The sequence below is a fragment of the Pseudomonas sp. S3_G06 genome, assembly GCF_054667565.1.
In genome coordinates, this window is record NZ_CP162738.1 from 5,221,212 (window position 1) to 5,247,165 (window position 25,954).

The 25,954-nt window shown below is 60.5% G+C and carries 22 protein-coding genes; 10 read left to right on the plus strand and 12 right to left on the minus strand.

From position 1 onward, the window contains the following. Positions 1-25: 25 nt before the first annotated feature. Positions 26-439 (minus strand): DUF3301 domain-containing protein, encoded by a 414-nt coding sequence (locus AB4N47_RS23270; RefSeq protein ID WP_038861179.1) that lies wholly within the window; start codon positions 437-439, stop codon positions 26-28. A gap of 117 nt (positions 440-556) precedes the next feature. On the opposite strand from AB4N47_RS23270, the gene pdxY reads away from it, so the two are divergent. After that, on the plus strand, positions 557-1,429 hold the full coding sequence (gene pdxY / locus AB4N47_RS23275) for a pyridoxal kinase PdxY (RefSeq protein WP_042608042.1): 873 nt from the start codon (positions 557-559) through the stop codon (positions 1,427-1,429). Positions 1,430-1,534: 105 nt separating this feature from the next. Here the strand turns inward: pdxY and AB4N47_RS23280 are convergent, their stop codons facing one another. Next, positions 1,535-2,017 (minus strand): acyl-CoA thioesterase, encoded by a 483-nt coding sequence (locus AB4N47_RS23280; protein WP_016772447.1) that lies wholly within the window; start codon positions 2,015-2,017, stop codon positions 1,535-1,537. Between the two features lie 278 nt (positions 2,018-2,295). Between AB4N47_RS23280 and AB4N47_RS23285 the strand changes: the two genes are divergently transcribed. After that, positions 2,296-4,059 carry a cation:proton antiporter gene (locus AB4N47_RS23285; protein WP_110599748.1) on the plus strand — a complete coding sequence of 588 codons (1,764 nt, stop codon included), beginning with the start codon at positions 2,296-2,298 and terminating at the stop codon, positions 4,057-4,059. A 21-nt stretch (positions 4,060-4,080) separates the two neighbouring features. On the opposite strand, the gene AB4N47_RS23290 is transcribed toward AB4N47_RS23285, so the two are convergent. The 3 genes from AB4N47_RS23290 to uvrD form a co-directional block, all read right to left on the minus strand. Beyond that, positions 4,081-4,488, minus strand: coding sequence for an SMI1/KNR4 family protein (locus AB4N47_RS23290; protein ID WP_038359443.1), 408 nt, complete (start codon positions 4,486-4,488; stop codon positions 4,081-4,083). Positions 4,489-4,624: 136 nt separating this feature from the next. After that, positions 4,625-5,500, minus strand: coding sequence for a Tim44 domain-containing protein (locus AB4N47_RS23295; protein WP_122506273.1), 876 nt, complete (start codon positions 5,498-5,500; stop codon positions 4,625-4,627). A 239-nt stretch (positions 5,501-5,739) separates the two neighbouring features. Beyond that, positions 5,740-7,923, minus strand: a complete 2,184-nt coding sequence (gene uvrD, locus AB4N47_RS23300) for a DNA helicase II (protein WP_016772450.1) — start codon at positions 7,921-7,923, stop codon at positions 5,740-5,742. A gap of 256 nt (positions 7,924-8,179) precedes the next feature. Here uvrD and AB4N47_RS23305 point away from each other — a divergent pair, with 256 nt between their 5' ends. The 3 genes from AB4N47_RS23305 to AB4N47_RS23315 all read left to right on the plus strand — a co-directional run bounded on the left by AB4N47_RS23305 (position 8,180) and on the right by AB4N47_RS23315 (position 12,482). Next, positions 8,180-11,053: an EAL domain-containing protein gene (locus AB4N47_RS23305; protein WP_341638212.1), complete on the plus strand. Its 2,874-nt coding sequence runs from the start codon at positions 8,180-8,182 to the stop codon at positions 11,051-11,053. Between the two features lie 127 nt (positions 11,054-11,180). After that, the gene (gene hexR / locus AB4N47_RS23310) at positions 11,181-12,047 is read left to right on the plus strand and encodes a transcriptional regulator HexR (protein WP_007962240.1); all 867 of its coding nucleotides are present in this window, start codon (positions 11,181-11,183) and stop codon (positions 12,045-12,047) included. A gap of 231 nt (positions 12,048-12,278) precedes the next feature. Then, positions 12,279-12,482 (plus strand): PA3496 family putative envelope integrity protein, encoded by a 204-nt coding sequence (locus AB4N47_RS23315; protein ID WP_082530340.1) that lies wholly within the window; start codon positions 12,279-12,281, stop codon positions 12,480-12,482. Here AB4N47_RS23315 and AB4N47_RS23320 read toward each other — a convergent pair. Next, positions 12,424-13,386 carry a LysR family transcriptional regulator gene (locus AB4N47_RS23320; protein ID WP_122612790.1) on the minus strand — a complete coding sequence of 321 codons (963 nt, stop codon included), beginning with the start codon at positions 13,384-13,386 and terminating at the stop codon, positions 12,424-12,426. The genes AB4N47_RS23315 and AB4N47_RS23320 overlap by 59 nt on opposite strands. Positions 13,387-13,576: 190 nt before the next feature. Here AB4N47_RS23320 and AB4N47_RS23325 point away from each other — a divergent pair, with 190 nt between their 5' ends. Then, positions 13,577-14,992 (plus strand): acetyl-CoA carboxylase biotin carboxylase subunit, encoded by a 1,416-nt coding sequence (locus AB4N47_RS23325; RefSeq protein ID WP_024014853.1) that lies wholly within the window; start codon positions 13,577-13,579, stop codon positions 14,990-14,992. A 101-nt stretch (positions 14,993-15,093) separates the two neighbouring features. Then, complete coding sequence (oadA, locus tag AB4N47_RS23330; RefSeq protein WP_122506268.1) at positions 15,094-16,902, plus strand: sodium-extruding oxaloacetate decarboxylase subunit alpha; 1,809 nt, start codon at positions 15,094-15,096, stop codon at positions 16,900-16,902. A 212-nt stretch (positions 16,903-17,114) separates the two neighbouring features. On the opposite strand, the gene AB4N47_RS23335 is transcribed toward oadA, so the two are convergent. After that, entirely contained in the window at positions 17,115-19,352 is a 2,238-nt protein-coding gene (locus AB4N47_RS23335) for an autotransporter outer membrane beta-barrel domain-containing protein (protein WP_460154357.1), read from the minus strand. 368 nt (positions 19,353-19,720) lie between these two features. On the opposite strand from AB4N47_RS23335, the gene AB4N47_RS23340 reads away from it, so the two are divergent. Both AB4N47_RS23340 and AB4N47_RS23345 read left to right on the plus strand, forming a co-directional pair. Then, positions 19,721-21,070: a HipA domain-containing protein gene (locus AB4N47_RS23340; RefSeq protein WP_130911481.1), complete on the plus strand. Its 1,350-nt coding sequence runs from the start codon at positions 19,721-19,723 to the stop codon at positions 21,068-21,070. Next, the gene (locus tag AB4N47_RS23345; protein ID WP_341638210.1) at positions 21,067-21,345 is read left to right on the plus strand and encodes a helix-turn-helix domain-containing protein; all 279 of its coding nucleotides are present in this window, start codon (positions 21,067-21,069) and stop codon (positions 21,343-21,345) included. The genes AB4N47_RS23340 and AB4N47_RS23345 overlap by 4 nt, the downstream gene beginning before the upstream one ends. A 7-nt stretch (positions 21,346-21,352) precedes the next feature. Here the strand turns inward: AB4N47_RS23345 and AB4N47_RS23350 are convergent, their stop codons facing one another. Continuing rightward, entirely contained in the window at positions 21,353-22,189 is an 837-nt protein-coding gene (locus AB4N47_RS23350) for an amino acid ABC transporter permease (protein WP_041476583.1), read from the minus strand. Then, entirely contained in the window at positions 22,186-23,004 is an 819-nt protein-coding gene (locus AB4N47_RS23355) for an ABC transporter substrate-binding protein (protein ID WP_341638209.1), read from the minus strand. The genes AB4N47_RS23350 and AB4N47_RS23355 overlap by 4 nt, the downstream gene beginning before the upstream one ends. A 113-nt stretch (positions 23,005-23,117) precedes the next feature. Here AB4N47_RS23355 and AB4N47_RS23360 point away from each other — a divergent pair, with 113 nt between their 5' ends. Next, entirely contained in the window at positions 23,118-24,020 is a 903-nt protein-coding gene (locus AB4N47_RS23360) for a homocysteine S-methyltransferase family protein (RefSeq protein WP_460154358.1), read from the plus strand. A gap of 120 nt (positions 24,021-24,140) precedes the next feature. Here the strand turns inward: AB4N47_RS23360 and AB4N47_RS23365 are convergent, their stop codons facing one another. The 3 genes from AB4N47_RS23365 to AB4N47_RS23375 are packed head-to-tail and all read right to left on the minus strand — an operon-like array spanning position 24,141 to position 25,905. Continuing rightward, positions 24,141-24,812 carry a GNAT family N-acetyltransferase gene (locus tag AB4N47_RS23365; protein ID WP_341638207.1) on the minus strand — a complete coding sequence of 224 codons (672 nt, stop codon included), beginning with the start codon at positions 24,810-24,812 and terminating at the stop codon, positions 24,141-24,143. A 12-nt stretch (positions 24,813-24,824) separates the two neighbouring features. Then, positions 24,825-25,271, minus strand: coding sequence for a GNAT family N-acetyltransferase (locus tag AB4N47_RS23370; RefSeq protein ID WP_341638206.1), 447 nt, complete (start codon positions 25,269-25,271; stop codon positions 24,825-24,827). 10 nt (positions 25,272-25,281) lie between these two features. Continuing rightward, entirely contained in the window at positions 25,282-25,905 is a 624-nt protein-coding gene (locus AB4N47_RS23375) for an FMN-binding negative transcriptional regulator (protein WP_341638205.1), read from the minus strand. Between the last annotated feature and the right edge of the window lie 49 nt (positions 25,906-25,954).

Sequence of the window (25,954 nt, forward strand, 5' to 3'; positions counted from 1 at the left end):
ATGTACGCGCCGGTGTTGTGGCGTTTCAAGGCTTCCACTTGGTATGTTCCTGGCGCCACTGGCTCAGCTCGATGACTTCCGCCCGAGGCTTGTGCACTTCGACCACCGGCGGCGTGTCGTCGAACGGCGCCGGGTAGGGTGCCAGCTCAATCTGCGCACTGTGCGCGCCGAACTGGGTGACGGTGCCGTTGTGGCGGCTTTCGCCAGTCACGGTGAACTCGAAGTTGTAGACCCGCGCCAGTCGTCGGCGACCGTTGGCATCCCTGATCAGACCGATCTTTTTCAGCGCGACGTTACCGTCCAGCAATTCCACGCCAACGTTGGTGCAATGTTGCTTGACCCGCTCCAGCGCGCGCTCGCGCAAGCCGTGGTTGTGCCATAGCCAGGCACCAGCGGCGGCGAACAGCATCAGCACGAAGATGTTTTCCAGGGTCAGCATCTACATCGAACTCCAAATGATGGCGTCAGCTTAACTGTCTCGCCGGTCTGTCGTACAGGCTGTGTTTCGTCGCATACTGCGCGGCTTGAATTTCAATCGTTTTACGGAATGACCCGAATGAAACGTACGCCTCATCTGCTCGCCATCCAGTCCCACGTGGTGTTTGGCCACGCCGGCAACAGCGCTGCGGTTTTTCCGATGCAGCGCGTCGGGGTCAATGTCTGGCCGCTCAACACCGTGCAGTTCTCCAACCACACCCAGTATGGTCAGTGGGCCGGTGAAGTGCTGGCGCCGCAGCAGATTCCCGAGCTGATCGAAGGCATCGCCGCAATTGGCGAGCTGGGCAATTGCGACGCGGTGCTGTCCGGCTACCTCGGCAGCGCCGCGCAGGGACGGGCGATTCTCAGCGGTGTGGCGCGGATCAAAGCGGTCAATCCGAAGATGCTGTATCTGTGTGATCCGGTCATGGGTCATCCGGAAAAGGGTTGCAGCGTGCCCACCGAGGTCAGCGATTTCCTTCTTGATGAGGCCGCGGCCGTGGCGGACATCATGTGCCCGAACCAGTTGGAGCTGGACAGTTTTTCCGGGCGCAAGCCGCAGTCGCTGTTCGATTGCCTGGCGATGGCACGGGCGCTGCTGGCGCGCGGACCGAAAGCGGTACTGGTCAAGCATCTGGATTATCCGGGCAAACCGGCGGATGGCTTCGAAATGCTGTTGGTGACCGCCGAGGGCAGCTGGCATCTGCGCCGTCCGTTGCTGGCGTTTCCACGTCAGCCAGTGGGCGTCGGCGATCTGACCTCTGGTCTGTTCCTGGCGCGGGTGTTGCTGGGCGACAGCCTGCTGGCAGCGTTCGAATTCACCGCAGCGGCAGTGCATGAGGTGTTGCTGGAAACCCAGGCATGCGCCAGTTACGAGCTGCAACTGGTGCGGGCGCAGGATCGCATTGCGCATCCGCGGGTGAAGTTCGAGGCTACCGCGATCAGTCTGTAATCTCGTCGTTGTTCGAAAAAGATCGCAGCCTTCGGCAGCTCCTACATGGGTTTGCATTCCAAAATGTAGGAGCTGCCGAAGGCTGCGATCTTTTGCTTTTTGGTCTCAGGCGTCGCCCTTGATCTCCTGATAACGCTTCTCCAGTTCCTGACGAATCTGCCGGCGCTGTTGCGCCTGCATGAAGCGGCGCTTGTCTTCGCTGTTCTGCGGTTGCAGCGGCGGCACGGCGGCCGGTTTGCGCTGGTCATCCACCGCGACCATGGTGAAGAAGCAGCTGTTGGTGTGGCGCACCGAGCGTTCGCGGATGTTTTCGGTGACCACTTTGATGCCGACTTCCATCGACGTGTTGCCGGTGTAGTTGACCGAGGCCAGAAACGTCACCAGTTCGCCGACATGAATCGGCTCGCGGAAAATCACCTGATCCACCGACAGGGTCACCACGTAGCGCCCGGCATAACGGCTGGCGCAGGCGTAAGCCACTTCGTCGAGGTATTTGAGCAGGGTGCCGCCATGGACATTGCCAGAGAAGTTGGCCATGTCGGGGGTCATCAGTACCGTCATCGACAGCTGGGCGTTTCCGGGTTCCATAACGTTCTCACGGATCAAGGCTGATTGCAGGAAGCGCCTCTGCGGGCACCTGGTGGCTTTTCAAAAAGCACCGTTATCGGGACGCCGCGCGGCGGGCCGCCGTAACGCCGGTAGCGATCTGTTTCCATATATTGCACCGGCTTCCAGAGCGAAGTCGCGGTGTTAACCTGCAAAAGCCCTGCCCAAGGGCAATTCCTACATTAAAAGCGGATTTTTACCCTGCTCGCGCAGAACGGCTGACGTCTGTCAGCGCGCCTCGTCATCAAGGAGCCCACGCCATGCATGCCATCAGTTTCATTCAGGATCTGGCAGTGATCATGCTGGTCGCAGGCGTGGTAACCGTGCTGTTTCATCGTTTCAAGCAGCCGGTGGTGCTCGGCTACATCGTCGCCGGCTTCATCATCGGCCCGCATACGCCGCCGTTCGGCCTGATTCACGACGAAGAAACCATCAAGACCCTGGCCGAACTCGGGGTGATCTTCCTGATGTTCTGCCTTGGCCTGGAGTTCAGCCTGCGCAAGTTGTTCAAGGTTGGGGCAACGGCGTTCATTGCCGCGTTTCTCGAAATCATCCTGATGATCTGGATCGGCTACGAAATCGGTCGCTGGTTCGACTGGAACACCATGGATTCGTTGTTCCTCGGCGCGATTCTGGCGATCTCCTCCACCACCATCATCGTCAAAGCGCTGAATGACCTGAAGATGAAGAACGAGCGCTTTGCGCAGTTGATCTTCGGCGTGCTGATTGTCGAGGACATCCTTGGCATCGGCATCATCGCGCTGCTGTCGAGCATCGCCGTCAGCGGCACGGTGAGCTCGGGGGAAGTGTTTTCCACGGTCGGCAAGCTGTCGCTGTTCATGATCGTCGCGCTGGTCATCGGCATTCTGTTGGTGCCGCGTCTGCTCGCTTATGTGGCGAAATTCGAAAGCAACGAGATGCTGCTGATCACCGTACTCGGCCTGTGTTTCGGCTTCTGCCTGCTGGTGGTCAAGCTTGAATACAGCATGGTGCTCGGCGCTTTCCTGATCGGCGCGATCATGGCCGAGTCGCGGCAATTGCTGAAAATCGAACGGCTGGTCGAGCCGGTTCGCGACCTGTTCAGTGCGATCTTTTTTGTCGCCATCGGGCTGATGCTCGACCCGCTGATTCTCATCGAATACGCCTGGCCGATTGCGGTAATTACCGTGGCCGTAGTGCTCGGGAAGATGTTGTCCTGCGGCCTCGGTGCGTTCATCGCCGGCAATGACGGACGGACCTCACTGCGGGTCGGCATGGGTCTGTCACAGATCGGCGAATTTTCCTTCATCATCGCCGCGCTGGGCATGACCTTGCAGGTCACCAGCAACTTCCTCTATCCGGTCGCTGTAGCCGTGTCGGTGATCACCACCCTGCTGACGCCGTACCTGATTCGCGCGGCGGATCCGTTGTCGATCAAGCTCTCGGCCGCTGTGCCCAAGCGGCTCGGGCGGGTGCTCGGCATGTATGGCGAATGGTTGCGCAGTATTCAACCGCAGGGCGAGGGTGCGCTGCTGGCGTCGATGATCCGGCGGATCCTGTTGCAGGTCGGGGTCAATCTGGCGCTGGTGATTGCGATCTTCTTTGCCGGCGCATACTTCGCCGAGCGCATGTCGTTGTGGCTGCAGGACTGGATCAGCGATCCGAGCTGGCAGAAGGCATTGATCTGGGGCGGAGCGTTGTTGGTCTCGCTACCATTTCTGATCGCGGCTTATCGCAAGCTCAAGGCGCTGTCGATGCTGCTGGCGGAGATGGGCGTCAAGCCGGAGATGGCCGGGCGTCACACGCAGCGAGTGCGCCGGGTGATCGCCGAAGTGATCCCGATTCTCTCGCTGTTGGTGATTTTCCTGCTGTTGGCAGCCTTGTCGGCCAGTATCCTGCCGACCAACAAGCTGCTGGTGCTGATCGCCGTCGTGGCGGCCGCCGTAGCGGCGCTGCTGTGGCGCTGGTTCATCCGCGTGCATACGCGCATGCAGGTGGCGCTGCTGGAAACCCTCGACAATCACAAGGAGTCGTCGGGGCATTGACCTGCCGGGGCGTGTGGCGGATCAGCTTTCCAGCCAGACGTCCCGCGCCCAGTGCCACACCGATTCCCAGGTTTCTTCGGCAATCAGTTCTTCTTCGGCCTGCCACAGCACCACGGTGCCGTCTTCTTCGACACAGTAGTAGTCATCGCCGTCCTGACAGATCGGGATCAAGCTGCGATCAACACCCACATCCCATGCATTGGCTGCCACGTCCGGCAGGTAGGTGTGCGATTGCGGATCAGTGACGGTCACCGGCTCGAGGCTGCCGTAGACCACATCGCTGACGGTCAGCAAAAATTCTTTGAAGACGAACGGAATGTCGATGAACAGTTGTTCTTCGATTTCTACCAGTAGGTCTTCGTCAGGCAATTCCAAAGGAACCGGTACGGGTTCGTTGGCTTCGCGCAGTTGTTCGATGATTTCTTCCACGTCCGGGATCCTCTTGCTTGAATGGCGCGGTTTATATGGGCCGGTTTATACAGTAGCTCGCCATAGATGCAACCGTGAAATGAAAAACCCCGGCCGAGGCCGGGGTTCTGTTACCGCAAGTGAAGCGCAGCAGGGATCAGCCGTTCTGGCGGATACCGGCGACCAGCCAAGGCTGGTTGTCGCCCTGCGGACGTTCCATGTTCCAGCTTTCGCTGAACACTTCGCCCTGGTCGAAACGCGAGGTTTTCGACACGCCGGTAAAGGTCAGGGTGGCGATGGTCTTGTCGGCACGATCGTCGACGCCGTCCAGCTGCACCTGCAGGTTGTCGATGTAGGTCGACTGGAAGCCGTCGCCCAGATCCGCACGCTCACGCTTGAGGAACTCAAGCATTTGCGGGGTCACGAACTCGGCGATCTTGTCCATTTCGTTGGCGTCCCAGTGCTGCTGCAGCGACTGGAAGTGGCTGCGCGCAGCTTCAAGGAAGCGCTGTTCGTTGAACCAGGCCGGTGCATTGATCACCGGACGGGCAGCAGCCGGAGCGGCCGAACCACCGAAGATCGAACCCATGGCGGCAGGCTTCTGCTCGAACACTTCACGCTGCATCGGCGCGCCGGCCGGAGCGAATTGCTCCTGCTGCTTGCGACGACGGGCGGCGATGAAGCGGAAGATCACGAACGCGATCAGGGCCATGATCAGGATGTCGAAGATCTGCATGCCCTGGAAGCCGTCGCCCATGAACATCGACGCGAGCAGACCACCGGCGGCGATGCCCGCCAGTGGGCCGAGCCAGCGCGAAGCACCGCCGGCCTTGGCCGCGGCGCCAGCAGCACCGGCAGCGCCAGCGGTCGCTGCTGCGCCGCCCACGCCTGGAGAAGAAGGAGCCATCTGGCTGGTCTGGTGCGTCGGCGCAGCGCCGGCGCTTTTGCCACCACCAAAGCGCTTGGCGTTGGCGTCGAGGCTCATCGTCAGGCCGATGCACAACGCCATGGCGATGCTAAGAAAACGTTTCATAAAGGGTATTCCCGTTTTGTGGAGACACGCGCGCCATGTTGCACAGCTGAAGTGTTACTGGCTAGCGAGAGAGTGTTTCGGGCTTTTGCCTGACAGGTCGCGTTCAGCTTGGCGAGGCAATCAGCCGATGTACTTTTGTCTGTAGGAAAAGGCGATAGGTTCAGAGGGATTGATGCACTTGCGCCGCATAACCTGTGGGAGCGAGCAGGCTCGCTCCCACATGGGTTCAGTGCCGGTGGTTAGATCGCTTCCAGCTTGGCATAGCCGAGCATCAGCCACTTGCTGCCTTCGCTGAAGTTCACCTGCACCCGGGCCTGGGCGCCGGAACCTTCGAAGTTGAGGATCACCCCTTCGCCGAAGATCGAGTGACGTACGGCCTGACCGAGCACAAAACCGGTTTCCGGAATCTCGCTGCCGCTGAACAGGCTGCTGCCGCTCATCGACTGGTTGCCGCCGAACGGTCGGCTGACGCTGTTGGACAGGCGCACTTCCTGAATCAGGCCTTTGGGCACTTCGCGGACGAAACGCGACACCTTGTTATAGGTTTCGCTGCCGTACAGGCGCCGGGTTTCCGCGTAGGTCATGACCAGATTCTGCATCGCCCGGGTGATACCGACGTAAGCCAGACGCCGTTCCTCTTCAAGACGCCCCGGTTCTTCCAGGCTCATCTTGTGCGGGAACAGGCCTTCTTCCATGCCCACGAGGAACACGTAAGGGAATTCCAGGCCTTTGGCGCTGTGCAGGGTCATCAGCTGCACGCTGTCTTCGTGCTCGTCGGCCTGAGTGTCGCCGGCCTCCAGCGATGCGTGGCCGAGGAACGCCGCCAGTGGCGTCAGTTCTTCGTCTTCTTCGGTGTTCTCGAAGTTGCGTGCGGCGCTGACCAGTTCCTCAAGGTTTTCTACCCGGGCCTGGCCTTTCTCACCTTTTTCCGCTTCGTGATAAGCGATCAGGCCGGACTGCTCGATGACGGTTTGCGTCATCAGGTGCAGCGGCATCTCGGCGCACTTGGCGGCGAGGTTCTCGATCAGCTCGATAAACGCACCGAGCGCACTCGCTGCGCGACCGGTCAGACCTTTGTTGGCCACCAGTAGGCGCATCGCTTCCCACATCGACACGTCGCTGTGTCGCGCATGCTCGCGAATCGCTTCGACGGTTTTCTCGCCGATGCCCCGGGCCGGCACGTTGATCACCCGCTCCAGCGCCGCGTCGTTGCCGCGACCCTCAAGCAAACGCAGATACGCCATGGCGTTCTTGATTTCCGCGCGTTCGAAGAAGCGCTGCCCGCCATAGATGCGGTACGGGATGCGCTCGCGCAGCAGGGCTTCTTCAAGCACCCGCGACTGGGCGTTGGAGCGGTACAGAATGGCGATATCGCTACGGGCCAGACCGGTTTTCAGCGCGCTTTCGATGGTTTCTACCACGTAGCGCGCTTCGTCATGCTCGTTGAACGCGGCGTACAGATTGATCGCTTCGCCGTCGCCACCGTCGGTCCACAGCTCTTTACCGAGACGCCCGGTGTTGTTGGCGATCAGCGCGTTGGCGGCTTTGAGGATGCCGGCAGTGGAGCGGTAGTTCTGCTCCAGTCGAATCGTCTCGGAGTCCGGGAAGTCGGAAGAGTACTGATGGATGTTCTCGATCTTCGCCCCGCGCCAGCCGTAAATCGACTGGTCGTCGTCGCCGACCACCATCAGGCTGTCGCCGCCCTTGCCGAGCAGGCGCAACCAGGCGTACTGCACGGCGTTGGTGTCCTGGAACTCGTCGACCAGAATATGCCGGAAGCGCTTTTGGTAGTGCGCCAGCAGGCCCGGGTGATCGCGCCATAGATCGAGCGCGCGCAGCAGCAGTTCGGAGAAGTCGATCACGCCAGCCCGCAGGCACGCCGCCTCGTAGGCTTCGTAGATGCCGCGCATGGTGGCCAGGAACAGGTCGCCGCTGGCCTGAATGTGTTGCGGCCGCAGACCTTCGTCTTTCTGGCCGTTGATGAACCACTGCGCCTGACGCGCCGGCCAGCGTTGCTCGTCCAGGCCCAGCTCGCGGATCACCCGCTTGACCAGACGCTGCTGGTCATCGCTGTCGAGAATCTGGAAGGTCTGGCTCAGGCCCGCTTCCTGCCAGTGCGCCCGCAGCAAGCGGTGCGCGAGGCCGTGGAAGGTGCCGACCCACATGCCGGCCGGGTTGATGCCCAGCAACTGCTCGATGCGATGGCGCATCTCGGCAGCGGCCTTGTTGGTGAAGGTCACCGACAGGATGGAGTGAGGCGAGGCGTTTTCGACCTGGATCAACCAGGCGATACGGTGCACCAGCACTCGGGTTTTACCGGAACCGGCGCCGGCCAGGACCAACTGACGACCAACGGGGGCTGCTACGGCCTGGCGTTGGGCATCGTTGAGGGAGTTCAGCAGAAGGGAGAGATCATCGCGCATCGGGGCATTCTAGGGTGCGCCGCAGGCCCGGGCAAACCGTGCGTTGCATTAGCCGATGAAAGTGCTGCCGATGACGACCGGTCGGTCACTGGCTGCAGGCTTCGGCCCGTCTCGCCTGAGGGGTTGCAGCGGTGCGCAAGCGGCGGGAAATTCCCCCTCAATTGTGATCGGCAGCAGTTTGGCATCGGGATCGGCTTGTGTATGCTCCGTCCACGTTTCGGGCGCACGCCCTCCTATAAGAACAAGAACGTTGCCCATGATCCTCAGTGCCGAACTGTCGGGGCCCTCCGTGGACCCCCGGGTGATCCGCAAGCACTATGCCGTCGAAATGGCGGTGGAGCGCACGCGTCTGCTGTATCAGGGCTCTTTGTTGCCCACGCTGTTCATGTTGATCAATGGTCTGGTCTGCGCCGCTTTGCTCTGGAGCCCGCAGCGCTACTTCGTGGTCAGCGTCTGGCTGGTGTGGCTGCTGTCGCTGGTCGCGCTGCGAGTGATTCAGGTAGCCGCGTTCGATTCGGCGATTCCTGATCGTCAGGCCCAGCCGATCTGGTTCCGCATGTTCCTGCTCGGTTCGACCATGACCGGCCTGACGCTGGCCGGAGCCGGCATCGCTCTGGTACCCGCTGACAACTTCATGCAGCAAGCCTGGGTGTTCGGCCTGATCGGCGCGGCAACGCTGTCTGCCAGTGTCGCCTACGCGGTGAGCCTGCCGGCGTTCCTCTCGTTTACCTTGCCGTGCCTGCTGCCAGCGATCGGCTACCTGTTCTGGGGCGGCGACGATCAGGCACGGGGCTGGGGCTGGCTGGGGCTGATCCTGCTCGGTTCGCTGAGTGTGGTGGCATGGCAGGTCAATCGGCTGATCGACCGTGGATTGCTTCGGCGCTTCCAGAATCAGCACCTGATCGAGCATTTGCAGCAAGCGCAAACGCGCAGCGAACAACTCAATCAGGAGCTGGGCAAAGAGATCGAACAGCGCCGCTGTGCCGAGGCGCAGTTGCGTGAAGCCCAGGTCGATCTGGAAGATCGCGTGGCCCAGCGCAGCCGCGAACTGGATGCCGCCAATCAGGCCCTGAGCAAAAGCGAAGCGCGCCTGGCGCTGGCGCTCAAGGCCAGTGAACTCGGATTGTGGGACTGGAACCTGCAGACCGACGAGGTCCATCACACGCAGATTCAGGAACTGTTCGGCCTCGCCCCGGAATACGTCACCGCGCTGCTGCGCGACCTCAAGCCACGACTGCATCCTGAAGATGTGCCGTCACTCAAGTTCGCCCTGGTCGAGCATCTGAAGGGGCGCACCGAGGATTATCAGGTCGAATATCGCCTGCGCCACGGCGACGGCCATTGGGTATGGATCGAGGACCGTGGCCGCGCCGTAGAACGCAGCGCCAACGGCCGGGTGATCCGCATGGTCGGCACTCGCCGCGATATCAGCGCCAGCAAAAGCCTCGAAGAGCAGCAGCGGCTGGCGGCGACGGTGTTCGAAGCGGCCAGCGAAGGCATCGTGATTCTTGACCCGGAATACGCGCTGATCGCGATCAACCAGGCTTTCAGCCGGGTTACCGGTTACGAGATAGACGACATGCTCGGGCGCAACGTCGTCGAGTTGCCGTGCAGCCGCGATGCCCGTCGTCACTACGTGGCGATCCGTCATGCGCTGGAGCAGTACGGCAGTTGGCAGGGCGAACTCGTGGAAACCCGCAAGAACGGCGAGCTGTATCCGCAGTGGCTGCAACTCAATGCCGTGCGTGATAGCCGTGGCAATGTCAGCCATATCGTCGGCTTCTTCGCCGATCTCTCGGCGCGGCGGGCCTCGGAAGAACGCCTGCGCTATCTGACCCATTACGACGAGCTCACCGGCCTGGCCAACCGTTCACTGTTCCGCGAACGCCTGCACGAAGCCCATCAGCGGGTGCGCCAGGGCGGGCGCCGCAGTCTGGCGTTGCTGCACATCAATCTCGATCGTTTCAAATTGCTCAATGACAGCCTCGGCCATGAAGTCGCCGATCAGCTCCTGCAGAAGATGGCCCGGCGGCTGGTCAATGCCTTGCCGGAAGCCGACACCATTGCGCGCCTGTCCGGTGACGAATTTGCCGTGCTGTTCGATGCCTACGGCAATCTGTCGAGCCTCGCACGGGTCGCGACGCGGTTGTCGGCCAAGCTGCGTTTGCCGCTGAGCGTTGACGGGCATGAACTGGTGGTCAGCGCTTCGATGGGCATCAGCCTGTTGCCGGACAACGCGCGTGAGATCTCGGCGCTGGTCAGCCAGTCGAACATGGCCATGCAGCATGCCAAACATCTGGGCGGCAACAATTTCCAGTTCTTCACCGACAGTCTGCAAGCCAGCACACTCGAACGTTTGCAGCTGGAAAACCACCTGCGCAGAGCCATTGAAGAACAGCAACTGACGGTGTTCTACCAACCGAAACTGTGCCTGCAAACCGGCCGCATGAATGCCGCTGAAGCGCTGGTGCGCTGGGATCATCCGAGCATGGGCCAAGTGCCGCCGGCGGACTTCATTGGCCTGGCTGAAGAGACCGGTCTGATCGGGCCGATCGGCGAATTCGTTTTGCGCCAGGCGTGCTGGCAAGCGTGCGAATGGCAGCGCCAGGGCCTGGCGCCGATCCGCGTGTCGGTGAACCTGTCGGTGCATCAGTTGCGTCAGGGCAAGCTGGTCAGTCTGGTCCGGCAGGTGCTGGAAGAAACCGGGCTGGCGCCGCACTACCTCGAGCTGGAGCTGACCGAAAGTCATTTGCTCGACAGCGTCGAACACATCATTGCGACGTTCCAGCAACTGCGCGATCTGGGAGTGAAACTGGCGATCGATGATTTCGGTACCGGGTATTCGTCGTTGAGTTACCTCAAGCGCATTCCGGTGGATTACGTGAAGATCGATCAGGCGTTCATTCGCGGCTTGAGCGAGGGCAGTGCGGACGCAGCGATCACTCGCGCGATCATCGCCATGGCCCACGGGCTGGCCCTGAAAGTCGTGGCCGAGGGCGTCGAGCGTGAGGATCAACTGGCATTTCTGCGCGCCGAACACTGCGACGAAGTGCAGGGTTATCTGATCAGCCGGCCGGTAGACGCTGCTTGTCTGGCCGGGCTTTTGCGTGATCAGAAAAATCCGCAGTAAGGGCTACATGCTCCTCAGCGTGCCTGACGCCGGGACATCGAGTTACGCATTGAGCAGGCAAAATGCCCATTCATGTAGTATAACTACAAGCTTGCTACATCCTTGCCCACAAGAAGAGTCCAGCCCCTTGAATCTGCTGCAACACATTGCCCAGTCACGTCACCTGTTACGCAAGTCGGAGCTCAAGGTCGCCGACCACGTGCTGCTTGACCCTGCGGCAGTGATGCACAGTTCCATGGCCGACCTGGCTCACAGCGTCGGCATCAGCGAGCCGACCATCGTGCGCTTCTGCCGCGCCATCGGTTGTTCCGGCTTTCAGGATCTCAAACTGAAACTGGCGCAAAGCCTGGCCGCCGGCGCCAGCTTCGGCCAGTTCGCGATCCACGAAGATGACTCCGTCGCCGACTACAGCCTGAAGATTTTCGACACCACGCTGCACACCCTGATGGAAGTGCGCGAGAAGCTCGACCCGGTCGAGTTGCAGCGTGCGGTGACGTTGATGTCCCAGGCGCAGCGTGTCGAGTTCTACGGCTTCGGTGCTTCCGGTGCGGTGGCCGCGGATGCACAGCACAAGTTCTTCCGTTTGCTGCTGACCGCAGCGGCGTATTCCGATCCGCATATGCAGGCGATGTCGGCTGTGACGCTGAAGCCTACCGATGTGGCGATCTGTATTTCCCAGTCGGGGCGCTCCAAGGATTTGCTGATCACCGCTAACCTCGTTCGCGAAAGCGGGGCGTCGTTGATCACCCTGTGCCCGAGCCAGACGCCGTTGGCCGAACTGTCGACCGTCAATCTGGCGATCGATGTGCACGAAGACACCGAGATCTACACGCCGCTGACCTCGCGAATCGCCCACCTGGTGGTGATCGACGTGCTGGCGATGGGCGTGGCCATGGCGCGCGGGCCGAGCCTGGTCAATCACCTCAAGAGCGTCAAGCGCAGTCTGCGCAGTTTGCGTTTGTCGCCCAAGGCCGTGAAAGCGCTGGATGACTGAGCAAGGTCGTTCCGACCTTGTTCGCGAGCAGGCTCGCTCCCACAGGGGATCTCCTGAGAACATAAATTCTGGGTCATAACGGGATCAAATGTGGGAGCGAGCCTGCTCGCGAAGGCGCACCTGCAAACACCGCACATTTGAAATTTTCATCAGTCTGTAACCCTGACGCAGCCAAACCGTCATCCTCGACGCCTATCGTGAAACTCCCGTACTCGCCCTGGGAGACTCGAAATGGCTCAGCCCTACGAAGAACGCAACAGCGCCGCGAAAACCCGTCGTCAGCAGGAAGATCAGCGCCGCATGGAATTCCGCCGCGCAATCGAAGATCGCTTCGAACTTCGCCAGCTTCAGGCTGAGATCGGCGATTTTCCCGAGATCACGCACTGGCAGGCGACGCCCGCAGCTTCCCGTCGAAACGCTCAACCAGCGCAATAATCTGCGCCCGCTCGCTGCGGATGAACGCCAGGAAGGCGTGCGCCACCGGTGACAGCCGCTTGGCTTTGGCCTGCACCAGACACCAGCTGCGCAGCAGCGGCAACTCTTCGACCGGCAACTCGACCAGGCCGCCGGTCGCCAGCTCCAGGTTCAGGGCGTGGCGCGTCAACAGCGCCAGGCCCAGACCCGCCACCACGCATTCGCGCTGGGCTTCGGCGGACGCTACTTCCTGGGTCTGGGTGAAATGCACGCGCTTTTCCTTGAAATATTCTTCGCAGGCCAGACGCGTGCCCGAGCCCGGCTCGCGGATCAGCAGCGTATACGGCTCCAGATCCTGCAAGCGCAGCGGGCCCATGTGCGCCAGCGGGTGATCCGGGCGCGCCACGGCGACAATCGGATTGTTGAGAAACGGCAGAAATTCCAGGCCCATGTCCTGCGGCACCATCGACATGATCACCAGATCATCGCGGTTGTCCGAGAGGCGGCGGATGACCTGGCCACGGTTGACCACAGTCAGCTGCAAATTGACTTCCGGATGCTGGCGCTTGAACGCAGCAAACAAATGCGGCACGAAATATTTCGCGCTCGATTCCACTGCCAGTTTCAGCTGACCCTGCAGCGAACCCTGCATGTCCGACAGTTGCATATCGAGGTTTTCCAGCCGCCCGAAAATGTCGCGACTGGCACGTTGGAGCGCTTCCGCCGCCTCGGTCATGTAGAGTTTTTTGCCGACATAGTCGAACAGCGGCTGACCGATCAGCTCTTCAAGCTGACGAATCTGTAGGCTCACCGCCGGCTGTGTGAGGGACATTTCCTCGGCGGCGCGGCTGTAGGAGCGTAAATCACACACCTCATTGAAGATCTGCAACTGACGCAATGTCATACGCATCAATGACTTACGCATTTTATTCAGGCTCTCACGGCACACGGATGTTCAGACTATAAGTGTTTACTTATGCCTGACCCAATTTTTATTCATTTTTGTTAATCCCTCAGCAGCGCTAGTGTGGACCTGCGACTGAATTGAAACATTTGGTCACGCGTCGACCTGGCTCCAGCAGGTCGTGGTGCCACCGGCTCAAGGGAATTTCCAAGTGATAAAAAAGATCCTGATCGCCAACCGTGGTGAGATTGCCGTACGCATCGTACGAGCCTGCGCCGAAATGGGCATTCGCTCGGTTGCGATTTTCTCCGATGCCGATCGCCATGCCTTGCATGTAAAGCGTGCGGACGAGGCCCACAGCGTCGGTGCCGAGCCACTGGCCGGTTACCTGAACCCGCGCAAGCTGGTGAACCTCGCCGTGGAAACCGGCTGCGATGCGCTGCACCCCGGCTACGGTTTCCTGTCGGAAAACGCCGAGCTGGCGGAAATCTGCGCTGAGCGCGGCATCAAATTCATCGGCCCGTCGGCGGAAGTCATCCGGCGCATGGGCGACAAGACCGAAGCGCGGCGCAGCATGATCAAGGCCGGCGTACCGGTGACGCCCGGCACCGAGGGCAACGTCTCCGGCATCGAAGAAGCCTTGGTTGAGGGCGACCGCATCGGTTACCCGGTAATGCTCAAGGCCACCTCCGGTGGTGGCGGTCGCGGTATCCGTCGCTGCAACAGCCGCGAAGAACTCGAACAGAACTTCCCCCGGGTCATCTCCGAAGCCACCAAGGCGTTCGGTTCGGCGGAAGTGTTTCTGGAAAAATGCATCGTCAATCCCAAGCACATCGAAGCGCAGATCCTTGGCGACAGCTTCGGCAACGTCGTGCATCTGTTCGAGCGTGACTGCTCGATCCAGCGCCGCAATCAGAAGCTGATCGAGATCGCGCCGAGTCCGCAGCTGACCCCGGAACAACGCGCCTACATCGGCGACCTGTCGGTGCGTGCGGCCAAGGCAGTGGGTTATGAGAATGCCGGTACCGTGGAGTTCCTGCTCGCCGAGGGCGAGGTGTACTTCATGGAAATGAACACGCGGGTGCAGGTGGAACACACCATCACCGAAGAAATCACCGGCATCGACATCGTCCGCGAGCAGATTCGCATCGCTTCCGGCCTTCCGCTATCAGTGAAGCAGGAAGACATCCAGCACCGTGGCTTTGCGTTGCAGTTCCGTATCAACGCCGAAGACCCGAAGAACAACTTCCTGCCGAGCTTCGGCAAAATTACCCGTTACTACGCCCCCGGCGGCCCGGGCGTGCGCACCGACACGGCGATTTACACCGGTTATACCATTCCACCGTTCTACGACTCGATGTGCCTGAAATTAGTGGTCTGGGCGCTGACTTGGGAAGAGGCGATGGACCGTGGTCTGCGGGCGCTGGACGACATGCGTCTGCAGGGCGTGAAGACCACCGCCGCCTACTACCAGGAAATCCTGCGCAACCCGGAATTCCGTAGCGGCCAGTTCAACACCAGCTTCGTTGAAAGCCACCCGGAACTGACCAACTACTCGATCAAGCGCAAACCCGAAGAGCTGGCCCTAGCCATCGCCGCCGCCATCGCCGCCCACGCAGGCCTATGAATGAAGCAGCTGCGAGCTTTCAGCTGCAAGCGGCAAGTAAAAGCAGATTGGCTTTTTCTTGCTGCTCGTAGCTTGAAGCTTGCCGCTATGAGGAGATACCAATGACTAAGAAGATCTTCGTTACCGACACCATCCTGCGCGACGCTCACCAATCGCTGCTCGCCACCCGCATGCGCACCGAAGACATGCTGCCGATCTGCGACAAGCTCGATAAGGTCGGCTACTGGTCGCTGGAATGCTGGGGCGGCGCGACGTTCGACGCCTGTGTGCGCTTTCTCAAGGAAGACCCGTGGGAGCGCCTGCGCCAACTGCGCGCTGCACTGCCCAACACCCGTCTGCAAATGCTCCTGCGCGGGCAGAATCTGCTCGGCTATCGCCACTACAGCGATGATGTGGTCAAAGCCTTCGTCGCCAAAGCAGCGGTGAACGGCATCGACGTGTTCCGCATTTTCGATGCGATGAACGATGTGCGTAACCTGCGCGTGGCCATCGAAGCGGTGAAGGCTGCCGGCAAACACGCACAGGGCACCATCGCCTATACCACCAGTCCGGTGCACACCATCGAGGCCTTCGTCACCCAGGCCAAGCAAATGGAGTCCATGGGTTGCGACTCGGTGGCGATCAAGGACATGGCCGGTCTGCTGACTCCATACGCCACCGGTGAACTGGTGCGCGCGTTGAAAGCCGAGCAGTCGCTGCCGGTGTTCATCCACTCCCACGACACCGCTGGCCTGGCCGCCATGTGCCAGCTCAAGGCGATCGAAAACGGTGCCGACCACATCGACACCGCGATCTCCAGCTTCGCCTCGGGCACCAGCCACCCGGGCACCGAATCAATGGTCGCTGCGCTCAAGGGCACCGAGTACGACACCGGCCTGAATCTGGAGCTGCTCCAGGAAATCGGCCTGTACTTCTATGCCGTGCGCAAGAAGTACCACCAGTTCGAAAGCGAATTCACCGCCGTCGATACCCGTGTGCAGGTCAACCAGGTGCCGGGCGGGATGATTTCCAACCTCGCCAACCAGTTGAAAGAGCAGGGCGCTCTGAACCGCATGAGCGAAGTGCTCGCAGAAATCCCGCGCGTGCGTGAAGACCTTGGCTTCCCGCCGCTGGTGACTCCAACCTCGCAGATCGTCGGCACCCAGGCATTTTTCAACGTACTGGCCGGCGAGCGCTACAAGACCATCACCAACGAAGTGAAGCTGTATCTGCAGGGCGGCTACGGCAAGGCACCGGGCGTGGTCAATGAAAAACTGCGCCGTCAGGCGATCGGCAGCGAAGACGTCATCGACGTGCGCCCGGCCGATCTGCTCAAGCCGGAAATGACCAAGCTGCGTGCCGATATCGGTGCACTGGCCAAGTCCGAAGAAGACGTACTGACCTTCGCCATGTTCCCGGACATCGGCCGCAAGTTCCTCGAAGAGCGTGCCGCCGGCACCCTCACGCCGGAAGTGCTGTTGCCAATCCCGGAAGCGGGCGCCGTTGCTTCGGCGGGCGGCGAAGGCGTGCCGACCGAGTTCGTCATCGACGTCCACGGCGAGACCTATCGCGTCGATATCACTGGTGTCGGCGTCAAGGCTGAAGGCAAGCGCCACTTCTATCTGTCCATCGACGGCATGCCGGAAGAAGTGGTGTTCGAGCCGCTCAACGAATTCGTTGGCGGCGGCAGCAGCAAACGCAAACAGGCCTCGGCACCAGGCCATGTCAGCACCACCATGCCGGGCAACATCGTCGACGTGCTAGTCAAGGAGGGCGACACCGTCAAGGCTGGCCAGGCGGTACTGATCACCGAAGCGATGAAGATGGAAACCGAAGTCCAGGCCGCCATTGCCGGCAAGGTCACCGCGATTCATGTGGCCAAGGGCGACCGGGTCAACCCGGGCGAAATCCTCATCGAGATCGAAGGCTGAGATAACAGTCGCGATCCAACGCTTTAAACCTCGGGGGAGCATGTGCTCCCCTTTTTTTTTGCCTGTGATTTTCCGACCTTGTCAGGTCATTGCCAGGGATCACATGTGGGAGCGAGCCTGCTCGCGAATGCGTCAAGTCAGCCAACATCATCTTCGAGTGTTCCACCGCTTTCGCGAGCAGGCTCGCTCCCACAGGAGTGGTGTTCAGCCCGTCAGAACGCCATGCGCCATTGACCCGCTACGCCATACGTTCGGCTGTCATTACCCAGCTCACCTGTTAAGCCCACGCCCAGTGTGTGCGCCGCCGAAAGACCAAGGTCGAGCCCCGCATCCACCGACAGTGCGTTCCGATCCAGTGCCGCGCCGGTTACTTCGAAGCGCCTGCCGCCCTTGCGCAGTTGCTGGCGGGTGTCACTGTCGATGTCACCGTAGGTATGTTTCCAGCCTGCGCTCAAGCGCGGGGTCAAATGCATGCCGTTATCCAGCGTATTGACCTGCGCAAGCCGCAGACCGAAGGTGCTGCTGATGTTGTCGCGAGTCTGCCCGAAGACTTTCAGCGCCGCATCGCCGCCCTTTTCGTTGTAGCTGTCGCGTTGATAGCGCTGATAGCCGAGGCTGGCGTAGGGCTCGAGGGTTACGCTATCCCGGCCCAGATTGAATCCGGCTTCGGCGAATGCCTGTTGAGTATTGGCGTCGTAGTTGCCCTTGAGACGATCGCTGAAACCCTTGAACGCCACCCTCCGTGTGCTGCTGCCGTCATGGCTGGCGTAGGTCGCGCCGAGACGCAGCGACAGCGGGCCGTCCTGACGCACGGCATAGGCGCCAAGATGCCAGCTATTGAGATCGCCGTCGTACTGGCGGGCATCGAGTTTGGTCTGCGATTTGCCGCCAAGCAGGCCGACATGCCAGTGCTCGTCGAGTCGCCAGTCAGCGCCCACGACCAGCCCTTGCGTGGCATGTCGGAGGATGCCGTCAGCGTCGCGGTCAACCTTGCCACCGTGGCCCAGCGCCTGAATCCACACCCGCCCGGAGTCTTCGCTGCCTGCGGCCTGACGCGGTGAACTGCGCGAGCCGTAGGTCGAGGCGGAATGATTGTCCAGCTGCCGCATCGCCGAAAGCATGCTCGCACTGACGGGTGTGACACTGCTCAGCGTGGCTTTGGCGAGGCTGGCGTTGCTGCCGGCGGCAAGTTGATCGAGGGCGATGGGCGCGGTGGTTTTATCGCTGGTCAGCAGTGCGGCGACGGCCCTGTTGGTGCCGATATCGAAAGCTCGAGTGGAAGCCCCTCGATTATCCAAGCTCTGCGCAATCGAACGAGCACTGCGCGTTCGGGCCAGTTGTTCGAACCCTACATCGTTGCGCACGTAGTGCAGGTTCACCGCGTTTGGCTCATAGGAGAGCGTTGGTGCCATGTAGGCCAGATTGGTGGTGACCTCACCGAACTCGCCATCAATGACGTTTGCAGACAACAGCCGATACTCATTGGTACGAGCGTAGTCGCCCGGTACGCCATAAATCTCGACACGCGCACCTCCCAGGCTCGCGGTGCCCTGAACATGCACGGGATCTGAGCCGCGGTCGGCAGATACGGCGTAAGAAAACACAGCGTCCTGATGGAGCGTCAGATTTCCTTTGATATTGGGAGAGCCGTGTTGCTGGCTGGCAAGCAGGGTTCCTGCGACATATAGCCCCGTCACGTGTCCATAACCGCCAAAAACCGCTCCCGGGTCGACATCGACACCATTGATCGATGCGTAGTTGAGCAGCACGGCGTCGGCTTTGACGTCAGCATCACCCTCGAAAGCGTGACGCAGGGTCCACTGTCCACGTGCGATACGCATGGCTGAGAAATTGCGCGTCTCACCGATCTCGCCGCCTTCTACGGCATTGAACAGCAGCCCGTTCGCACCTTTGCCACCGTCCAGGCGACCGTCCCAACGGGCGCCCTTATTGATCACCAGCAGGTCATCTCCATCGCCCAGTTGCAGGGATACGCCGTCGATATTCTCGAGCGGGCTCGAGACAAAGGAGCGCTGCGTCGTGATCGCCAACATGTCGCGTTCAAACGGGTCGACGAGATCGAATTCCTCATCGCCGGTTTCCTCCACCACGAACTCTGGAAACTCCAGCCCTTCATAAAAGGCCGGACTGAAATCCTCGATCGCAACCGTCGCGCGTATGGCATCGACCGAAGGCGCCTCAGAGGCCTGCCCGGGCGACGGAGAAGTGTGCTCCAGCGGGCCGATGAATTCCTTGATCGCAAACAAGTCATCAGGATCCACTTTCGGTGTGGGTGTTTTCTTCTTTCGAGGCTTGGCGGTTTTGTCTTCGCTGATCTGCGCAGAAACCTGGACGTCGGGCAGCTGTTCGATGGACGCCTCGGCAGATCCGATCGTCAGCGCGATCGCCAGAGCGAGGTGATGGGGACGGTATTTGTGTAGGGCAGGCATCGAGTTCAACCTCCTTGTATGAAAGGCTCAACTCTATTACTGCGTTGAAAAAAACGATGTCGGTCGGTTCCTGATGCTGTGCAGGCGACGTCGGATCGTTCTGTCGAAAATCCTCACGGGATTTCGCAAACAGAGCTTTTACGCAGCATCGCCGGTTCTTTTTCCTACGGCTTGGTACTGTTGGCGCATTCTTATCGGAGTGAGGTCAGGCGCTTACCTGCATTATTTTGCATGCACCTTGCCAATGGCTAAGATAGAACTGCATTTTGTTGCAGATATCCTGCAACTGAAACTCCGCGAATGCACTATATTGCATTTATTGACGGTTTTCTCTCGTCCAGCTGCATTTAAATGCATACGGAATCAACATGTACAACCTGACACTCCAGATCTTCACCGCCGGGCAATGGCACGACGCGATGATTCTTGACTTCGATGATCCGGAAAAAGGCTTCGAAAGCCGCTGCAGTTTTGGCTATGAAGCGGACTATCTGGTGGAAAACATCGAGTTGATCGGGTCGCCTTTTTCCCAAGCCGTGAGTGCCCTGTATCCGCTGGATTGGGAAGGTCGGCGCGCGAAGACACCAGCCTTTGTCCACGACATCGCACCGGCCGGCGCAGCCAAGCGGTTTCTGCTCGCCCGCCTGGGTCAGGAAAGACCCGCCGAGATCAGCGCCGATCTGTTTCTGCTGGGGCGCAGTACACCGGCTCCCATTGGCAACATGCGAATAAAGGAATCGGCGGAAGCAGTCGATGAGAGGAAGCCGATCGGATTCAAGCGCGAGGAGGTCATTAGCCGCGACAACCGCTTTCTTGAATATGCCTACGAGCTAGGCGCGGCCATCGGTGGCGCGACGGGGGCAGGTGGGGAAGCTCCGAAGCTATTACTGGCAGAAAACAGCGCCGGGCTTCTGTATCCCGATGCAGTATTGGACGATGAAGAAGTGCGACAGCACTGGTTCGTGAAATTCGCCAGAAACAGGGGCGGGCAGACCGACCAGGACATCCTGCGCAGCGAATTCCATTACTACAAAGCGCTGCAGACATTAGGCATCGAAACGGTCGCGGCAGAAGGCTTGGCCTTGGAAGAGGCGAACAAACCGAGTTTGTGGATGCGGCGTTTTGATCGACAAGTGAAAGATGGGGCGGTGTCGCGTTTTGCCGTCGAATCGATTTATTCGCTGGCAGAAGTGACGACGCCAGGCAGCGCCATGAATCATCTGGAAGTGATCCGCATGCTCGCCGGGCTCTGGCGCAAAGCGGGTCAGGCCAGCCAGATTCCCGGCCTCGTCGCCGATTATCTGCGTCGCGACCTGATCAATAAAATCCTCGGAAACTCAGATAACCACGGTCGTAACACGGCGATCATCCGGCAAGAGAACGCTTTCCAACTCGCGCCGATTTATGACCTCGCTCCGATGGTCATGGATGACGAAGGCGTGACTCGTACGACCAAATGGCCAAGAGAATTGGAGCGGGCGGGAGATGTCGATTGGCGAGGTGTCTGCCGCGTATTGGCCGATAGCGCAGATCCGCACGATTCGTTGGCGGGGCTGGATGCCTCGGCGCTGTTCGAAGGCCTGCGCGCGGATGCCCGCCGTCTGGCCGCACTGCCGGATATTCTTGCCGCCAGCGGTTTGCCCGCCAGAACCATGAATCACCCGAGCGTTCATCTGAAAAACCTTGAGCAACGTTTGAAAGAGTGGGACCTGCAATGAGTCTGACCGTCCTCGAGCGCACGGCGCTCATCGAAAGCATTCAGCAAGCGCTGGCCGAAGGTACTCTGGAAATCGGTGACGCCGTGCGCCGTTTACGGGTCGAAGTCACCGGTCTGCATCAGACTCAGTTCTCGAAGATGTGCAAGATTTCAGTGCGCACGCTGGTGCATATCGAACATGGCGAAGGCAATCAGACCCTGAAGTCGCTGAACGCGGTGTTCCGCCCATTCGGCATGAAAATGGGCGTAGTGCGGATTCGCCGGGACACCATTTGAATGCACCTCAACTACGGCGCACATACGCCTTGCCGTAATGCCGCTCCATCCGTGCCTGAATCAGCTCCAGCCCGATCGACATCAGCCAGTAGATGATCGCCGCCGTGGTGAGCATTTCGATGTAGCGATAGCTTGAGCGCCCGTAGGACTGGGCGAGAAACATGACTTCCCAGACACCCATCACCGAGATCAGCGACGAGTCCTTGAGCATCGAGATGAACTGGTTGGTAGTCGGCGGGATAATCGTGCGCATGGCCTGGGGCAGGGTGATGCGCCAGAAGATCACGCTTTCGCGCAGACCCAGCGCCAGGGATGCTTCGCGTTGGCCGTGATCGACGCCGAGGATGCCGGCGCGGAAGATTTCGCTCAGGTAGGCGCCATAGTTCAGCGACAGGGCAATGATGCCGGCGACGATGGCGCCGGGGACGATGCCCAGTTGCGGCAGTCCGAGGTAGATCAGCAGGATCTGGATCAGCAGTGGCGTGCCGCGAAAGAACGAGGTGTAGAAACTGGCGATGCCAAACGCCACGGCGCTGTTCGACAGGCGCGCCAGCGCGGTGATGAAACCGAGCAGCGACGAGGCGATGATCGAGCAGGCGCAGAGAAACAGGGTCAGCGCTGCGCCTTGCAGGAAGCCGTTAGGCGCCAGCTTCAGGCCAACGAGGTTGGGCAGCTTGTCGAGGATGATCGCGAACTTCAGGTCGAAGCTGAGAAAGAATCCGGCGAACAGGCAGAACAGCGCAGCCCAGGTCAGATACAGGCGCGTACGGAAACCGAAGAGCTTTTGCAGGCGAGTTTCAGCCACCGGTTGCGGTGGCTGGGGCGGGGTCGGAAAAGAAGTCATTGGCTGATATCGGCGCCGATCCATTTCTGCGACAGCTTGCTCAGAGTGCCGTCCTGTTTTAGTTGTGCGAACACCTCGCGCACCTTGGCGTCCCACTGCGGGTCACCCTTTTCGATGGCTACCGAATTGGGCTCCGAGTACAGCGGTTCGCCGGCCAGTTTGAAACGGTGGTCCTGATTCAGGCGCGGCTGCGCGGTGACCAGATTGGTGAGGATCGCATCCAGGCGCACGCCGGCACCCAGGCCCAGATCCTGGAAGGCGACGTTGTCGGTGTCGTACGGAGCGATCTGCACATCCTCGAACGGATACTCCAACTGGGTATCCTCGGCGCCTTCGATGATCAGATTCTTGTTCAGGTAGCTTTCGTAGCTGGAGGCGCTGGTCAGACCGACCTTTTTGCCGCTCAGGTCCTTGGCACTGTGGATGCGATCGTCCTTGGCATTGACCACGATTACCGCTGGCGACGCGTAATACTCGACCGGGAAGTCGAACACCTCCGCGCGGGCCTTGCTCGGGGTCATCGAGCAGATGCAGATGTCGTAGCGTCCGCTCCAGCGGCCGGCGGCGATCACGTCCCAGGACGGCGTTTCCAGACGCAGTTTGACGCCAAGCTTGTCCGCCACCGCTTTGGCAACGTCGACATCGAAACCGTCGAGTTGATTCTGCTCATTGAGAAACGAGAAGGGCGGATAGCTTTCCATGAGCACGCCGACCAGCTCTTTTTTCTGCTCGACGCGGTCCAGCGTCGCGCCGCCGAAGGCTTGGGTGGAGGCCAGAATGGTCAGGCCCAGGGCCAATAGCGGTTGGAGTTTCACAGTCGCTTCCTGTTGAAAAAAGAGGTTGTTATTAACTGAGTGGTGCGTATTAAATAGTTATAAGAACGACTCTGATAGTGAGTTATTTTCATAAGCATATGAGTGAAAAGCATATGGGCGCAGCGAACAGGGTCATTCTCGACGGCGGCATGGGACGCGAGTTGCAACGCGCCGGCGCGCCGTTTCGCCAACCGGAGTGGTCGGCACTGGCGCTGAGTGAAGCGCCGCAGGCGGTCGAAGCGGTGCATGCCGCGTACATCAACAGCGGCGCCGACGTGATCACCAGCAACAGTTACGCGGTGGTGCCGTTTCACATTGGCGAGGCGCGCTTTGCGGCTGAGGGCCAAGCGCTCGCGGCACTGGCGGGGGAGTTGGCACGGCGGGCGGTGCAGGCATCGGGCAAACCAGTGCGTGTTGCCGGTTCGTTGCCGCCGCTGTTTGGTTCGTATCGTCCGGATCTGTTCGAAGCGGATCGCGTGAGCGAGCTGCTGACGCCGCTGGTCAATGGGCTGGCCTCGCATGTTGATCTGTGGCTGGCGGAAACCCAGAGTTCGATTATCGAGGCGCGGGCCATTCACGCCGGGTTGCCGAAGGACGGCAAACCGTTCTGGCTGTCGTTCACCCTCAAGGATGAAGACACCGATGAAGTGCCACGCCTGCGCTCCGGTGAGCCGGTAGCCGAAGCGGCTGCGCTGGCGGCTGAACTTGGCGTCGAGACCCTGCTGTTCAACTGCAGTCAGCCCGAAGTGATTGGCGCGGCCATCGACGCGGCGCGCGCAACCTTTGAGCGTCTCGGCGTCACGATCAACATCGGCGCGTATGCCAATGCCTTTCCTCCGCAACCGAAGGAAGCCACGGCCAACGACGGGCTCGACCCGTTGCGCGATGATCTCGATCCGCCGGGGTATCTGCACTGGGCGCTGGACTGGCAACAGCGCGGCGCCAGTCATCTGGGGGGTTGCTGCGGGATCGGCCCGGAGCACATTGCGGTGCTGGCGCAAGAACTGCGTCGTTAAGAAAGAACCCGCCAATTGTGGGAGCGAGCCTGCTCGCGAAAGCGGTCAGTCAGTCAATATTTCAGTGACTGACACAGCGCCTTCGCGAGCAGGCTCGCTCCCACAGGGGCTTTGTGACGATCAGCTACGGCACTCGGCCAAGCCTTTCACCTGGCCACCAGGCGTCTGGTTTTCATTGCTCAGCCAGCGCTCGAACCCGGCACCAATCGCTGGCCATTCCCCATCCAGAATCGAATACCACGCGGTGTCGCGGTTCTGCCCCTTGACCACCATGTGCTGGCGAAACACCCCTTCGAAACTGAAGCCCAGACGCTCCGCCGCGTATTTGGAGCGGGCGTTGCCGTTGTTGCACTTCCATTCCAGGCGCCGGTAACCCAGCTCGAACGAATACTTGGCCAGCAGGTACACCGCCTCGGTGCTTTTCGGCGAGCGCTGCATTGGAGCACCGAAAGTGACGTGGCCGATTTCGATGCGGCCCTGCGCCGGGACGATCGACATCAGGCTGAGGATGCCTTGGACCTGACCAGTCGCGCGGTCGATGACGCTGAAGAAATACGGGTCGCTGTTGGCCGCATGATTGTTCAGCCAGTCGTTGAACGCGCTGCGCTCGCGAAACGGACCGTAAGGCAAGTAATCCCAGAGCTTCGGATCGGCACCCGGCCCTTCGAGGGCGGCGTACAGTTGCTCGGCATGCCGCGCCGGGTCGAGTTTTTCCAGACGAATGAAACGGCCCTCGAGCAGGGTGGCGGAGGGGGCGGGGACGCCTTTCCAGTCAGCGAGTGAAGCGGTCATGTGCGCGTCTCCTTAAAGGACTTTACGAAACTGGATGAATCCCGGACGTTCGGCAATGCGCTCGTAGAGCTGGATCGCCGTGGCGTTGGTTTCATGGGTCAGCCAGTGGACTTTGCAGCAACCATCAGCCTTGGCGGTAGCGTAGACATGCTCGATCAACAGCCGACCGACACCGGTGCCACGGGCTTCCGGCACCACCAGCAGATCCTGCAGATAGCAGGAATTCTCGATGCTCCAGTTCGAGCGATGATAGATGTAATGCACCATGCCCAGCGCTTTGCCTTCAGCCCAGGCGAGGGCGGCGTGGGTCGGTTCATTCGGGTCGAGAAAACGCTGCCAGGTGCTCTGGGTGACGACGTCCGGCAGTTCCGTGTTGTAGAAGCGCAGGTACGCCTGCCACAGCGGCAGCCAAGCGGCGTGGTCGTTGGCGCTGACCGGGCGAATGTCGATCTCAGTCATGGCGATTTCCTTAGCGCATCAGGCGGGCGAGGGTTTGATCGTTGGCGTCGGGGCTGGCGGCGAGGCCTTCGCGCACCCCGGCGATATCTTCGGCGCTGCGGTTCTGGCTGAGCTTGCGTTTGCCTTCGAGGCGGTCGATGGGAATGGCAAACCCGACGATGGCCCTGAGCATGCCGTCGATGTAATCGGCAGGTGCATCTTCGACCGACCATGGCTGGGCGCGGCCCGCTTCGTGACGGTCAGTGAGGGTGCTGACGATGTCGAGCAGGCGCCCGCCATCGCTGAAAGTCTCGGCATGACCGTAGGCGTGCACGGCGATGTAGTTCCAGGTCGGCACGACCTTGCCGTGCTCGGCCTTGCTCGGATAGAAGCCGGGGCTTACGTAGGCGTCCGGGCCGGCGAAGATCAGCATGGCTTCGGCGCCGTCACGCAGGTCTTTCCACTGCGGATTGGCTTTGGCCAGATGGCCGTAGAGCGTGCCGTATTCGCCCTGTTCACGATGCAGCAGCACCGGCACGTGGCTGGCTTGCAGGCCGCTGTCACCGTGGCTGACCAGAATGGCCAGGCGCGTGGCGAGGATCAGTTCGTGCAATTGGGACAAGTCTTCGATGGCAAAGGCGCGTGGCGTGTACATGGACAGATTTTCCTTGGCGAATGCGTGCATCCTAGGCAGGCTATTGGTC